Origin of the sequence: Actinacidiphila yanglinensis (genome assembly GCF_900107965.1) — a bacterium.
GTDB lineage: Bacteria > Actinomycetota > Actinomycetes > Streptomycetales > Streptomycetaceae > Actinacidiphila > Actinacidiphila yanglinensis.
In genome coordinates this window covers 157,510-169,814 of record NZ_FNVU01000010.1, presented here as the reverse complement: position 1 = coordinate 169,814, position 12,305 = coordinate 157,510, and the positions used below count along the sequence as shown (strand labels likewise).

Below are 12,305 nucleotides of genomic sequence, written 5' to 3'. Positions count from 1 at the left end.
GAGCGATACGCCATGCTGGCGGCAAGGAGTTCGGAACGCACGACGGCGAAGGGTGTGGCCGGCATGAACCAGGAGCACGAGGGCGCGGGCACAGGCGTGGTGGACCGGCGGTTCAGCGAGCCCGAGGCGGAGCCGAGTACGTGGGCCGAGGTCGGCGAGGTGGTGTCCGGGGCCGGCACGTTCTGGCTGACCACGGTCCGCTCCGACGGCCGGCCGCACGTGACGCCGCTGATCGCGGTGTGGCACCACGAGGCGCTCTACTTCTGCACGAGCGAGGGCGAGCAGAAGGCACGCAACCTCGCCGTGCACCCCGAGGTGGTCCTCACCACCGGGGGCAGCGAGCTGAAGGCGGGGCTCGACGTGGTGGTGGAGGGCACCGCCGTGCGCGTGACCGGCCGGGCGCGGCTGGCCGAGCTGGCGGACGCGTGGGTGGGCAAGTACGGCGAGGAGTGGCGGTTCACGGCGCAGGACGACGGCTTCCGGCACGCGGGCGAAGGCGGCGCGGCCAGGGGCGCGGTTCCGGTGTTCGAGGTCCGTCCGGCGACGGTCTTCGCGTTCCGCAAGGGCGGGACGTACGCGCAGACGCGGTTCCGGCGGGGGTGACGCGGAGCGGCCGGAGGATCGGCGGGACGTCGAGGTCGCGCGCCCGGGCCGAACCGGGTGGGCGGCGGCCGGATCGAGCGGCGCCGCCTTCCCGGCCGCGGGAGTCGAGGGGCGCACGGGGAGCGCTCGGGCGCAAGCCGCGGATGCGGCACGAACGGGGCGATTTTCCCGGCGGATATCGTGGAATGACCCTGATACAGGTGGCATCTGCGAGCCGGGGAGTACTGATGGGTGTCCTGGTCGTGCAGTACGGACCGGCGCAACGACCGCCCGCGGTCGGCGCCGCCCTGGAGACGGCCGGTCTGGAGGTGCGGGCCTGCCGGGTGGGGGCCGGCGATCCGCTGCCGTCGTCCCTGGCCGGGGTGCAGGCGGTGGTGGTCGCGGGCGGCCCGGACCCGGCCCGCGGCGAGGCCGAGGGGGGCGAGGGGTTCCCGGGCCGGGCCGACCACGTGGACCTGCTGCGGCAGGCGCTGGCCGCCGAGGTGCCGGTGCTCGGGGTCCGGCTGGGTGCGCGGCTCCTCGCGGAGGCGGCCGGCGGCAGGGCCGGATCGGGCGCCGGACCTGGCGCCGGACCGCGGGCCGGCTGGGGTGCGGTGCGGGTCGCGCCCGCCGCGGGACGCGACCCGCTGTTCGCCTGCCTGCCACGGGAGTTGCGGGTGCCGCACGGCGACACCGGAGCGATCGACCTGCCGGACGGCGCGGTGCTGCTCGCCTCCTGCGACCGGTATCCGGTGCAGGCGTTCCGGGTCGGCGGGGCGGCGTGGGGAGTGCGGTTCGCCCTGGAGGAACCGGAGACGGACGAGGGCGGGGAAGCCGTCGCGGACCCCGTCGCGGTCACAGACCTCGCGGCGAACGGCTCGCCGGTGATACGGGCATCCGCCGCGGCGACCCTCGCGGGCGGCGCACTCGGCCCGCACCGGGAGCGGCTGCTGGGCCGGTTCGCCGCGCTCGTCGCGGGGCGCGCCGCGCACACCGCCACCCGTACGTTCTTCGCGCCGCGCGCCACCGGGTGGGAGCAGCGGTTCGCCGCCGACGGGCCCGCCTATGCCGCCGCCGTCGCCCGCATGGGACTGCGGCCCGGCCAGACCGTGCTCGACCTCGGCTGCGGGACCGGGCGCGCGCTGCCGGAACTGCGGGCCGCCGTCGGGGACAGCGGCCGGGTGCTCGGCATCGACGTCACCGCGGCCATGCTCGCGACCGCCGCCCGGGCCGGCCGCGCGGGCGCGGCCGGGCTGCTGCTCGCGGACTGCCACCGCCTGCCGCTGCCGCCCGCCGCGGTCGACGCCGTCTTCAGCGCCGGCCTGCTGGACCACCTGCCCGTGCCCGCCGCGGGGCTGCGCGAATGGGCCCGCGCCACCGCTCCCGGCGGCACCCTGCTGCTCTTCCACCCCTCCACCCGGGCCGAGCACGCCGCCCGGCACGGCCACGCACCCCGCTCCGACGACCTCCTCGCGCGCCCGCACCTCGCCGCCGCCCTCGCCGCGACCGGTTGGCGGCTGCGGGAGTACGAGGACGCCGCGGGCCGCTTCGTCGCGGCGGCGGTGCGGGTGCCCTGAGCGCGGGCGCCCGGATCCGACCCGCCGTCAGCGGGTGGTCGGACAGGCCCTAGTCCTCGATCCAGCCGTGGTTCTTGCCGAAGCGGGCGAGGTGCTGGCGGATCTGGACGATCTGCTCGCCGGTCATCCAGGGCGCGGCCTTGAGGAGGAGTTCGGTGCACTCGCGGGTGTACTCGAACTCGCTGAGGACGTCGCACATGGGGTCGTCGAGGTCGATACCGGCCGAGGAACGGGCGCTGGAGGACGCGACCGGCGGGCGGGAGGAGACACCGCCGGGGCCGCCGTCGTTGTGGGCGAGCCGTACGGACGACGCCTTGAGCCCCCGGTCACCGTCCTCGACCTCGAACTCGACCGCGACACCCGAGCGCACGAACGACTCCGGGATCAGCAGATCGTTGACGTGCAGGAACACATCCTCACCACCGGTCTCCGGCGCGATGAACCCGTAACCCCGCGCACCGTCGAACCGAACAACCCGACCGGCAACCATGCCAAACCCCCAGCAACCAACCCCGGGCCCCTTGCCCGAATGACCTGCGGCAAATCGTAGCGCTCCCCGCCCGCGCGAGGGCACAGGTCCCGTGCGGCGCGCCCCGCGCCAGCCGCTCGCCCCGGCACCGCACCCCCACCCGCTCGCCCGGCACCGCACCCCCACCCCGCTCACCGTTCGCCACCGCCCGTCGCCGTACACCAGGAACGCCGGGGCGGCGCCCACGCGTTGGTCACGACCCGGTGTGGGAAACCCCTCGGGCCCATTCGCGAATGAACAAAGCCCATCTGGTAATGCATGGCAGGCTGCGTTACCGAACCCGTCCAGGCCAGAAGGGACCAAGATGAGTCAGTCTGCGCAACCTGTGGGTGTCGTGGGTGTCGTGTCGGAGTCGCAACCCGGTGAGTCGCGGGTCGCCGCCACCCCTGCGACGGTGAAGCAACTGCGGGCGCTCGGCTACCAGGTGGTGGTGGAAACCGGGGCCGGGCACGGGGCGAGCCTCTCGGACGAGGCGTTCGAGGAGGCCGGGGCGCGTATCGGCGACCGGGTTCAAGTGTGGGGCGCGGACGTGGTGCTCGCGGTGAACGCCCCCTCCGACGAGGAGATCGCGCTGCTGAGCGACGGGGCCGTACTGGTCGCCCTGCTCGCCCCGGCCACCCGCCCCGACCTGGTCGACGCGCTCGCCGAACGGCCGGTCACCGCGCTGGCGATGGACGCGGTGCCGCGGATCTCCCGGGCCCAGTCGCTGGACGTGCTCAGCTCGATGGCGAACATCGCCGGGTACCGGGCCGTGGTGGAGGCGGCGCACCTGTTCGGCCGGTTCTTCACCGGGCAGGTCACCGCGGCCGGCAAGGTGCCGCCGGCGAAGGTGCTCGTCGCGGGCGCGGGCGTCGCCGGGCTGGCGGCGATCGGCGCCGCGGGCAGTATGGGCGCGGTGGTCCGCGCCACCGACCCGCGCCCGGAGGTCGCCGACCAGGTCAGGTCGCTGGGCGGCGAGTTCCTGTCCGTCGAGTCGGCCGAGGCGCAGGTGAGCGCGACCGGCTACGCAAAGGAGATGTCGGACGACTACAACACCCGTGCGGCGGCGCTCTACGCACAACAGGCCGCCGACGTCGACATCATCATCACCACCGCGCTGATCCCGGGCCGTCCGGCGCCGCTGCTGATCACGGAGGAGATGGTGGCGAGCATGCGGCCGGGCAGCGTCGTCGTCGACATGGCGGCGGTGCAGGGCGGCAACGTGGCGGGCACGGTGGCCGGCGAGGTCGTCGTCACCGCCAACCAGGTGTCGATCATCGGCTACACCGACCTGGCCGGGCGGCTGCCCGCGCAGGCCTCGCAGTTGTACGGCACCAACCTGGTGAACCTGATGAAGCTGCTCACCCCGGAGAAGGACGGGCGGCTGGTGCTGGACTTCGACGACGTGGTGCAGCGCTCGGTCACGGTGGTGCGCGGCGGCGAGAAGACCTGGCCGCCACCGCCGGTGCAGGTCTCCGCGGCGCCCGCGCCGACCGCCGCCGCGCCACCACCGACCCCGGTCACGAAGGAGAAGCGGCCGATCACCCCGGGCCGCCGCTACACCGCGGTCGGTGCGGCGGCGGCCGTGCTGTTCGTGCTCGCCGGGTTCGCCCCGGCCCAGCTGATCGGCAACCTCACGGTGTTCGTGCTGGCGATCGTGATCGGCTACTACGTGATCGGGCACGTGCACCACGCGCTGCACACGCCGCTGATGTCGGTGACCAACGCGATCTCCGGGATCATCGTGGTCGGCGCGCTCCTCCAGATCGGGCACGCGCACACGGCGGTCACGGTGCTGTCGTTCGTGGCGATCCTGCTGGCGTCCATCAACATCTTCGGCGGCTTCGCCGTGACCCGGCGCATGCTCGGCATGTTCTCGAAGGACTGATGCCGCCATGACTGCATCGACCGCCGCGCAGGCGGCCTACATCGTCGCGGCCCTGCTGTTCATCCTGAGCCTGGCCGGGCTGTCCCGGCACGAGACGTCGCGCTCGGGTGTGGTGTTCGGGATCGCCGGCATGGCGATCGCGCTGGCCGCGACCATCGGACTGGCCTCCCGCAGCATCGCCGCCACCGGCATCGCCCTGCTCGCCGTGGCGATGGTGATCGGCGCCGGGATCGGCCTGTGGCGGGCCCGCCGGGTCGAGATGACCGGCATGCCGGAACTCATCGCGATACTGCACAGCTTCGTCGGCCTGGCCGCGGTCCTCGTCGGCTGGAACGGCTACCTCGACGTCGAGGCCAGGGGCAGCGGCCAGACCGAGATCGCCCACGACCTGCTGAACATCCACCACGCCGAGGTCTTCATCGGCATCTTCATCGGCGCGGTCACCTTCACCGGCTCGATCATCGCCTTCCTGAAGCTGTCCGCGCGGATCAAGTCCAGCCCGCTGATGCTGCCGGGGCGCAACTACCTCAACATCGGGGCGCTCGTCGCCTTCGTCGGGCTGACCACGGCCTTCGTGGCGTCACCGAACGTCGGGCTGCTGGTCGCGGTCACCGCGGTGGCCCTCGCACTCGGACTGCACCTGGTCGCGTCCATCGGCGGCGGCGACATGCCGGTGGTGGTCTCGATGCTCAACAGCTACTCGGGCTGGGCGGCGGCCGCGTCCGGCTTCCTGCTCGACAACAACCTGCTGATCGTGACGGGCGCGCTGGTCGGCTCCTCGGGTGCGTACCTGTCCTACATCATGTGCACCGCGATGAACCGGTCCTTCCTCTCGGTGATCGCCGGCGGCTTCGGGATGGAGGCCGCGCCGTCGGACGACAAGGAGTACGGCGAGTACCGGGAGATCAAGGCCGAGGACACCGCGGAACTGCTGCGCGGCGCCACCTCCGTGGTGATCACCCCGGGCTACGGCATGGCGGTCGCGCAGGCGCAGTACCCGGTCGCCGACCTCACCCGCAGGCTGCGCGAGCGCGGGGTGGAGGTCCGCTTCGGCATCCACCCGGTGGCGGGGCGGCTGCCCGGCCACATGAACGTGCTGCTCGCCGAGGCGAAGGTGCCGTACGACATCGTCCTGGAGATGGACGAGATCAACGACGACCTCGCCGCGACCACCGTGGTGCTGGTGATCGGCGCGAACGACACCGTCAACCCGGCCGCGGCCGAGGACCCGTCCAGCCCGATCGCGGGCATGCCGGTGCTGCGGGTGTGGGAGGCGGAGAACGTGGTGGTCTTCAAGCGCTCCATGAACACCGGGTACGCCGGCGTGCAGAACCCGCTGTTCTTCCGGGAGAACAGCCAGATGCTGTTCGGTGACGCGAAGGAGCGGGTGGAGGACATCCTCAAGGTGCTGTGATCCCCCCGGGCGCGGCACGGACGAACCGCGCCGCGCCCGGCCGGACACGGCGCCCTTGATCGCCTACGCTCGTGCGTGTTCCGCACCGCCGTACCGCACGCCGGAGGAGATCCCGGGCATGGCCGACGAGGACGCGACCGAGCGCGCCACCGTGTTCGGTTCGATCGCCGAGGACTACGCGCGCCTGCGACCGGCACCGTGCGCCGGCGCGGTGGACTGGCTGGTGCCCGCAGGAGCCCGGCGGGTACTCGACCTGGCCGCCGGGGCCGGCACCCTGACCGGGATGCTCGCCGCCCGGGTGCCCGAGGTGGTCGCGGTCGAACCGGACCCGCGGATGCGGTCGGTGCTCGCCGCGCGCAACCCGGGGCTGACGGTCCTGGACGGCACCGCCGAGGCGATCCCGCTGCCGGACGGCGGGCTGGACGCGGTCGTGGTCGCCTCGGCCTGGCACTGGTTCGACCCGGTCCGGGCGGTGCCCGAGGTGGCCCGGGTGCTGCGGCCCGGCGGGCGGTTGAGCGTGGTGTGGAACGGCCTGGACGACTCCGTGCCCTGGGTGGACTCCTGGCGTACCGGGCTGCGCGCCGCCCGGGCCGAGCGGGAGCACTTCCCGCGCGGCGAGCGGCTGAGCGAGGAACTCACCGCCCCCGGCTCGCCGTTCGCCCCTCCCGAGCACGACGTCTTCACCTGCACCCACCCCGCCACCCCGGCCGACGCGGCGGCGCTGCTCGGCACGTACAGCCGCCTGCTCCTCCTCCCCGAGGAGGAGCGGCGCGCCCTCGTCGCCCAGGCCGAGCAGGCGCTCCACGACCGCCCCGACCTGCTGTCCCCCGACGGCACCGTGCCGCTTCCCTTCCGCTCCCTGTGCTGGCGCGCGACCCGCACCGGCCCGGCGGTCCCCGCCGCCTAGGGCCTGTCCGGGCCCGCCTTTCAGGCCGGGACCCAGCTGCCGTGGAAGCCGAGCGGGACCGGCCCGGGCAGGTGGACACGGGCCAGCGGCGGGGCCGTGAAGTCCTGCGCGGCGAGGATCACCAGGTCGGCGGCGCCCCGCCGCGGATCGTGCACGTAGGCCAGGGCGTAGCCGTCGTCCTCGGTGCGCCCGCCCTCGGCGGGCACGAACACCGCCTCGCTGGCGGGCGAGTCCTTCGGGAAGCGGTGCACCTCGGTCCCGCCGCGCAGCAGGTCGTGCTTGATCAGGGCGTTGCCGAAGGCGGTGTCCGGCGGCACGCCGTCGACGGTCTCGTAGGCGCTCCACATGGCGGCGGCGGTCGCGGCATACCCGTAGCGGTGCCGGCGGGAGACGAGCGACTCGCGGACGCGGGGGAACTCCTGCGGGCGGTCGTCGATCCGCAGGGTGCGCAGCCGGCCGTGCGCGAGGTCGATCGTCCAGCGGTCCAGGCGGGGCGTACCGAGCGCGAAGGGCCCGTCGCAGCCGCGGCCGGCCGGGTAGAAGGGGGCGGGGAAGCTGGTGAAGTCGACGGTGACGGTCCTCCCGTCGTCGTAGGCGTTGAGGGTGTGCGAGTAGTACGACGCCGGGTCCGCCTCGAACCAGCGGACCGGGCCGCCCGCCCGCGGCAGCAGCCCGACGCGCGCCGGGTGGTGGTCGTTCCAGACGTACGGCACCGGGACGCCTGCCTGCGCGGCGGCGGCGTCGAAGGTCACCGGGGTGTCGAAAACCACCACATAACGCTCGGTCAGGGCGAAATCATGCATCATCGGGCTGTCGGCCACCGGAATCCGGGTGGTGCGCGCGACCCGCCCGGTGTGGTCGATCACCAGGTGCCGCACATGGTCCCAGGTCGGGTAGTACGTGATCGCGTGCAACTCGTCGGCCGCTTCGTCGTACTTCGTGTGGGCGGTGAACGCGCCGCTCAGGGACCCGCCGAAGTCGTACGGCCCGAGGGTCTGGAGCTCCTCGCCGAGCAGGTACGGCATCGGGCCGCTCTCCTGGAGGCTCATCACCCGGCCGCGGTGGGAGATGACATGGGTGTTGTTGGCGAAGTCGTCGGCCGGGGCCTGCCACGGGTAGGGCTCGCCGAGCTTCGCGGCGACGGCAGCCGACCGCACCCACCGGTTGCGGTACCACTCGGCGCGACCGTCGCGCAGCCGCACGCCGTGCACCATGCCCTCGCCGAGCATCCAGTGGTGGGCGCGCGGGTCCTCAAGTCCGAGCACGTTGGGCCCGGTTCGCAGGTAGCGGCCGTCCAGCTCGCGCGGGATGCGGCCGGTGACCGGCAGGTCGAAGGCGGTCACCTCCTCGGTGGCCGGGGTGAACGCGCCGTGCAGGAAGGGGTACGGGTCCCGCCGCCCGCTCCGCTCCGCCGCCACGGCCCGCGGGAGCCGGGACGGCCCGGGGAGCCCCGGGGCGCCCAGCCCGCCGAAGGCACCGACCGCCGCGGCACCCGAGCCGCGCAGCACATTCCGTCGTGTGAGATGCGTCATGATCCGAACTCCCCGCCGCAGCAGTCCCGAAAGGGTCACCGCACCACGCGGGCCCCACCACGACTGTGCCGCCCGCACCCCTCTGACCTCACTACTGTCACCTTGCCTGTGAGGGTGGGGTCAGCATGCCCATGCCCTCCCCCGCCCGCCGGCGGCGCCACCGTGGGTGAGTGCGACGGCCATCTCGTCACGTTCCGGGGTCGATTCGAAATCTTGGGCTCCGCTTTACCGGGAGCCGGAACCGAGCCGATCTCCGGGGAGTCTTAACGTGGTAGTCGCAGCCGATGCAGTGATATGAGCGGAGTACAGGCACATGGGCCGGGTCAGGACCAGCATGGGGATCGCACTGGTGGCGGGTGCGGTGCTCGCGGGCACGAGCGCGTGCGGCGGGAATTCTTCCGCCTCCACGCCGCCGAAGGACGACGCGAAGGCGTCGGCGTCACAACCGGTGGCGACCGCGAGTCCGAAGCCGACCACGCCGAAGCCGCTCGGCCCGCCGATGCTGCTCGACACGATAACCCCGCAGACGGGCAGCACCGTCGGCGTCGCGATGCCGATCTCCGTGGTCTTCAGCAACCCGGTGGCGACCTCGGCGCGGGCCGGCGTCGAGAAGGCGATGAAGATATCGACGTCGGTGCCGACCACCGGTGCCTGGCACTGGTTCAGCAGCACCCGGGTCGACTTCCGCCCGGAGAACTACTGGAAGCCCGGCACCAAGGTCACCCTCGACGCCGAGATGAAGAACGTGCCCAACGGCAACGGCCGTTACGGCACCCACAGCTACACGCACTCCTTCACCATCGGCGACGACAACGAAGCCACCGTGTCGGTGAAGGACCACAGCATGAAGGTCACCCACAACGGCGCCGTGGTGAAGACGATGCCGATCGACGCCGGCAGCTCCACGTGGCCGTCGTGGGACGGCACCATGGCCGTGATCGACAAGTCCAAGGAGGTCCGTATGACCTCCTGCAGCGTCGGCATCAGCTGCAACAAGAGCAGCCCGGACTACTACGACCTGACGCTGCCGTGGGACGTGCACCTGACCACGTCGGGCACGTACATCCACTACTCGACCGGCGACCCCTACCCGGGGCACAGCGTCGGCTCGCACGGCTGCGTGCACCTGTCGATGGCGAACGCCAAGTGGTTCTACAACTACGTCAAGCAGGGCGACCCGGTCACCATCAGCGGCTCCCCGCGCGGCAAGGCGCCCGGTGACAACGGCTACGCCGACTTCAACCTGAGCTGGACCAGCTGGCTCAAGGACAGCGGCGCGGGCCAGATCACCACCGGCCCCGCCGCCTGACACCGCGACTGCCGCAGCGCTGCTCCACCGCCTCCCCGGTGTGCGGCACGGGCGGGCCCGCCGGAATTCCGGCGGGCCCGCCCGTTTTTTCGTCCCCGTTCGGGAGGGCCCCCTCAGGAAGGCGGCGCGGGAAGGCGGCGCCCGACCAGGTGGTGGACCTCTTCCTCGGTCTCCAGCACCAGCGCGTCCGCGGCGACGGCCCGGCATGCCGCGTGGTCGAGGCGGCGGACGGCGGCGCGCACCTCGTCCAGCGCGGCCGGGGCCACCGAGAGCGTGTCGCAGCCGAGACCCAGTAGCAGCGGCAGCACCAGGGGGTGGGCGGCGGCGTCACCGCAGACGGAGAGCGGCAGATGGTGGCTGCGGGCGGCCGCGACGACTCCGGCGACGGCCCGCAGCACGGCGGGGTGGGCGGTGCGCGCGGGTCCGGCGGCCGGATCGCGCCGGTCCAGGCCGAGGACCCGGCTGGTGAGGTCGTTGGTGCCCAGGGACAGGAACGCGGCCTCGCGGGCGAGCGCGCCGATCCGCCCGACGGCCTCGGGCAGCTCGATCATGATCCCCAACGGAGGCGCGGGAACGCCGAGTTCGGCGGCGGCCTGCTCCAGCAGGGCGCGGCAGGCCCGCACTTCGCCGACGTCGGCGACCATCGGGATCATGATCCGCAGGCCGTCGCCCGCTCCTGCCGCCAGGAGCGCCGCGAACTGCTCGGCGAAGGCGTCGGGGCGGGCCAGCATCAGCGGCAGCCCCCGGCCGAGCCGGGCGCCGGGTGGACGGTCCCCGGCCAGGAACGGCGGCAGCTTGTCGTCGGCGAAGTCCAGCGTCCTGACGGTGACATGCTGCCCGGCCAGCGCGGCCAGTACCGGCCTCAGCGCGGCGGCGTGCTGCGCCCGGGTGGGCCACTGCGGCGCGTCGAGGAACGGGAGTTCGGTGCGCAGCAGGCCCACGCCGTCCGCGCCGGCCTGGAGCGCGGAGCGCACCTCGCCGGGCGTCGCCACGTTGGCCCGCAGGGTGACGCGGTGCCCGTCGGCGGTCCGCGCGGGCAGGTGGCGTTCCGCGGCGAGCCGCTCCCGCCGGGCGCGGGCGGCCGCGATCGCGGTCAGGGCGGCGGCGCGTTCGGCCGGGGCCGGGCGGACGACGGTGACGGCGCCGTCGACCAGCGTCTCCACACCGTCGGGCAGGTCCAGCAGCCCGGGGTCGACCCCGAGCAGCAGCGGGATGCCCAACGAGCGGGCCACGATGGCCGCGTGGGAGTTGGGCCCGCCGGTCACCGACAGCGCGGCCGTCACGGTCCGGCCCGGCTCCAGCAGGTCGGCGGCGCCGATCTCGTGCGCGGCGAGCACCACCGGCCGCCCGGGCTCGGGTTCACCGCCGCCGAGCAGCACCGCCAGCACACGGCGGCCCACCTGGCGTACGTCGGCGGCCCGTTCGGCGAGCACCGGGTCGCCGAGCGCGGCGATGGCCGCGGCCTGGTCGTCGACGGCCCGCCGCACCGCGTCGGGCGCCGGGGCGCCGCCCGCGGCCAACTGCCGGGCCTGCTGGCGCAGATCGGGGTCGCGGGCGATGAGGCCGGCGACCTCCATGATCTCCGCCTCCTCGGTACGGCCCTGGGCGCGCAGGGTGGCTCCCACCGCGTCCAGCCGGTCCGCGACACCGTCGAAGGCGGCGGCGATCCGGGCCGCGGGGCCGGCGGCCCCGTTCTCGGCCTCCGGGTCGGGCCCGGGGTCTCCGGTGGGACCGGGGTCCGGGTCCGTTCGCGCGCCGGGGAGGGTGAGGGTGCGAAGGCCGCCGTGCGGAGCTGCGGTTCGCGCGGGCGGGACCGGCCCGGGGCCGGTCAACGGGCGGTCGACGCGGTAGAGATCGCCGAGGGCGGTGCCCTGGGAGGCGGGGCGGCCGGGGTACCGCAGCCGGGTCCCGGTCATGCCGCCTCCCGGGCCGCGGCGGCGGTGTCGGCGAGCGCGCGGAAGATCAGCGCGGTGGAGGTGGCGCCGGGGTCCTGGTGGCCGACGCTGCGCGCCCCGAGGTAGGACGCGCGGCCCTTCCTGGCCTGCATGGGGACCGTCGCCCGCATCCCCTGCTCGGCCGCGTCGGCCGCGGCGGCCGACGCCTCGGCGAGGTCGCCGCCGGACGCGGCGGAGGTGCGGAACGCGGCGAGCGCGGGCGCGTAGGCGTCGATCATGGTCTTGTCGCCCTCGGCGGCGGCGCCCAGCCGGCGTACGCCGTCCAGGCCCTCGGCCAGCGCTTCGGCGAAGGTCGCCGGGTCGGCCCGGGGCGCGTCGAGGGCCTTGCCGAGGGAGCGGAAGGCCGTGCCGTACAGCGGCCCCGACGCTCCTCCGACCACGGAGATCAGCAGCGCGCCGGTGCGGGCGAGTATCCCGCCCGCGGTCTTCGCCTCGAACCGGGGCAGTTCGGCGGCGACCGCCGAGAACCCGCGGTGCATGTTGGCACCGTGGTCGGCATCGCCGATGGCAGAGTCGAGTTGGGTGAGCAGGTCCTTGTGCTTGTCCATGGCCGCGGCGATGGCCTGCACCCAGGTGCGGGCGAGGGCGATGTCCACGGGGTCTCCGTTCTTCAGAGCGTACGTGCGGGGTTCT

10 protein-coding genes are annotated in these 12,305 nt (G+C 74.0%); 6 read left to right on the top strand and 4 right to left on the bottom strand.

Going from position 1 to position 12,305, the window contains the following annotated elements; all coding sequences use genetic code 11:
- Positions 1–63 precede the first annotated feature (63 nt).
- Positions 64–603, top strand: coding sequence for a pyridoxamine 5'-phosphate oxidase family protein (locus C4U44_RS23335; RefSeq protein WP_103888061.1), 540 nt, complete (start codon positions 64–66; stop codon positions 601–603).
- 227 nt (positions 604–830) lie between these two features.
- Positions 831–2,159, top strand: a complete 1,329-nt coding sequence (locus C4U44_RS23330) for a methyltransferase domain-containing protein (protein ID WP_103887921.1) — start codon at positions 831–833, stop codon at positions 2,157–2,159.
- 49 nt (positions 2,160–2,208) lie between these two features.
- Here the strand turns inward: C4U44_RS23330 and C4U44_RS23325 are convergent, their stop codons facing one another.
- Complete coding sequence (locus C4U44_RS23325) at positions 2,209–2,649, bottom strand: cold-shock protein (RefSeq protein ID WP_103887920.1); 441 nt, start codon at positions 2,647–2,649, stop codon at positions 2,209–2,211.
- A gap of 343 nt (positions 2,650–2,992) precedes the next feature.
- Here C4U44_RS23325 and C4U44_RS23320 point away from each other — a divergent pair, with 343 nt between their 5' ends.
- The 3 genes from C4U44_RS23320 to C4U44_RS23310 all read left to right on the top strand — a co-directional run bounded on the left by C4U44_RS23320 (position 2,993) and on the right by C4U44_RS23310 (position 6,876).
- A complete protein-coding gene (locus tag C4U44_RS23320; RefSeq protein ID WP_103887919.1) occupies positions 2,993–4,555 on the top strand; it encodes a Re/Si-specific NAD(P)(+) transhydrogenase subunit alpha in 1,563 nt (520 codons plus the stop codon).
- Between the two features lie 7 nt (positions 4,556–4,562).
- Positions 4,563–5,969 carry a Re/Si-specific NAD(P)(+) transhydrogenase subunit beta gene (pntB, locus tag C4U44_RS23315; protein ID WP_103887918.1) on the top strand — a complete coding sequence of 469 codons (1,407 nt, stop codon included), beginning with the start codon at positions 4,563–4,565 and terminating at the stop codon, positions 5,967–5,969.
- 118 nt (positions 5,970–6,087) lie between these two features.
- Entirely contained in the window at positions 6,088–6,876 is a 789-nt protein-coding gene (locus tag C4U44_RS23310; protein ID WP_103887917.1) for a class I SAM-dependent methyltransferase, read from the top strand.
- Positions 6,877–6,896: 20 nt separating this feature from the next.
- Here the strand turns inward: C4U44_RS23310 and C4U44_RS23305 are convergent, their stop codons facing one another.
- Complete coding sequence (locus C4U44_RS23305; RefSeq protein ID WP_103887916.1) at positions 6,897–8,408, bottom strand: carotenoid oxygenase family protein; 1,512 nt, start codon at positions 8,406–8,408, stop codon at positions 6,897–6,899.
- 313 nt (positions 8,409–8,721) lie between these two features.
- On the opposite strand from C4U44_RS23305, the gene C4U44_RS23300 reads away from it, so the two are divergent.
- Entirely contained in the window at positions 8,722–9,717 is a 996-nt protein-coding gene (locus C4U44_RS23300; protein WP_103887915.1) for a L,D-transpeptidase, read from the top strand.
- Between the two features lie 113 nt (positions 9,718–9,830).
- Here the strand turns inward: C4U44_RS23300 and C4U44_RS23295 are convergent, their stop codons facing one another.
- Together C4U44_RS23295 and dhaL are read right to left on the bottom strand one after the other, a co-directional pair.
- On the bottom strand, positions 9,831–11,633 hold the full coding sequence (locus C4U44_RS23295; protein ID WP_103887914.1) for a putative PEP-binding protein: 1,803 nt from the start codon (positions 11,631–11,633) through the stop codon (positions 9,831–9,833).
- On the bottom strand, positions 11,630–12,268 hold the full coding sequence (gene dhaL / locus C4U44_RS23290) for a dihydroxyacetone kinase subunit DhaL (RefSeq protein ID WP_103887913.1): 639 nt from the start codon (positions 12,266–12,268) through the stop codon (positions 11,630–11,632). Before dhaL ends, C4U44_RS23295 begins: the two co-directional genes overlap by 4 nt.
- Between the last annotated feature and the right edge of the window lie 37 nt (positions 12,269–12,305).

Excerpts from the sequence above, each read along its gene's own strand:
- C4U44_RS23295 (WP_103887914.1), bottom strand. The coding sequence starts at position 11,633 with ATGACCGGGACCCGGCTGCGGTACCCCGGCCGCCCCGCCTCCCAGGGC.
- C4U44_RS23325 (WP_103887920.1), bottom strand. The coding sequence starts at position 2,649 with ATGGTTGCCGGTCGGGTTGTTCGGTTCGACGGTGCGCGGGGTTACGGG.
- pntB (WP_103887918.1), top strand. The coding sequence starts at position 4,563 with ATGACTGCATCGACCGCCGCGCAGGCGGCCTACATCGTCGCGGCCCTG.
- C4U44_RS23310 (WP_103887917.1), top strand. The coding sequence starts at position 6,088 with ATGGCCGACGAGGACGCGACCGAGCGCGCCACCGTGTTCGGTTCGATC.
- C4U44_RS23330 (WP_103887921.1), top strand. The coding sequence starts at position 831 with ATGGGTGTCCTGGTCGTGCAGTACGGACCGGCGCAACGACCGCCCGCG.
- C4U44_RS23300 (WP_103887915.1), top strand. The coding sequence starts at position 8,722 with ATGGGCCGGGTCAGGACCAGCATGGGGATCGCACTGGTGGCGGGTGCG.
- C4U44_RS23320 (WP_103887919.1), top strand. The coding sequence starts at position 2,993 with ATGAGTCAGTCTGCGCAACCTGTGGGTGTCGTGGGTGTCGTGTCGGAG.
- C4U44_RS23305 (WP_103887916.1), bottom strand. The coding sequence starts at position 8,408 with ATGACGCATCTCACACGACGGAATGTGCTGCGCGGCTCGGGTGCCGCG.
- C4U44_RS23335 (WP_103888061.1), top strand. The coding sequence starts at position 64 with ATGAACCAGGAGCACGAGGGCGCGGGCACAGGCGTGGTGGACCGGCGG.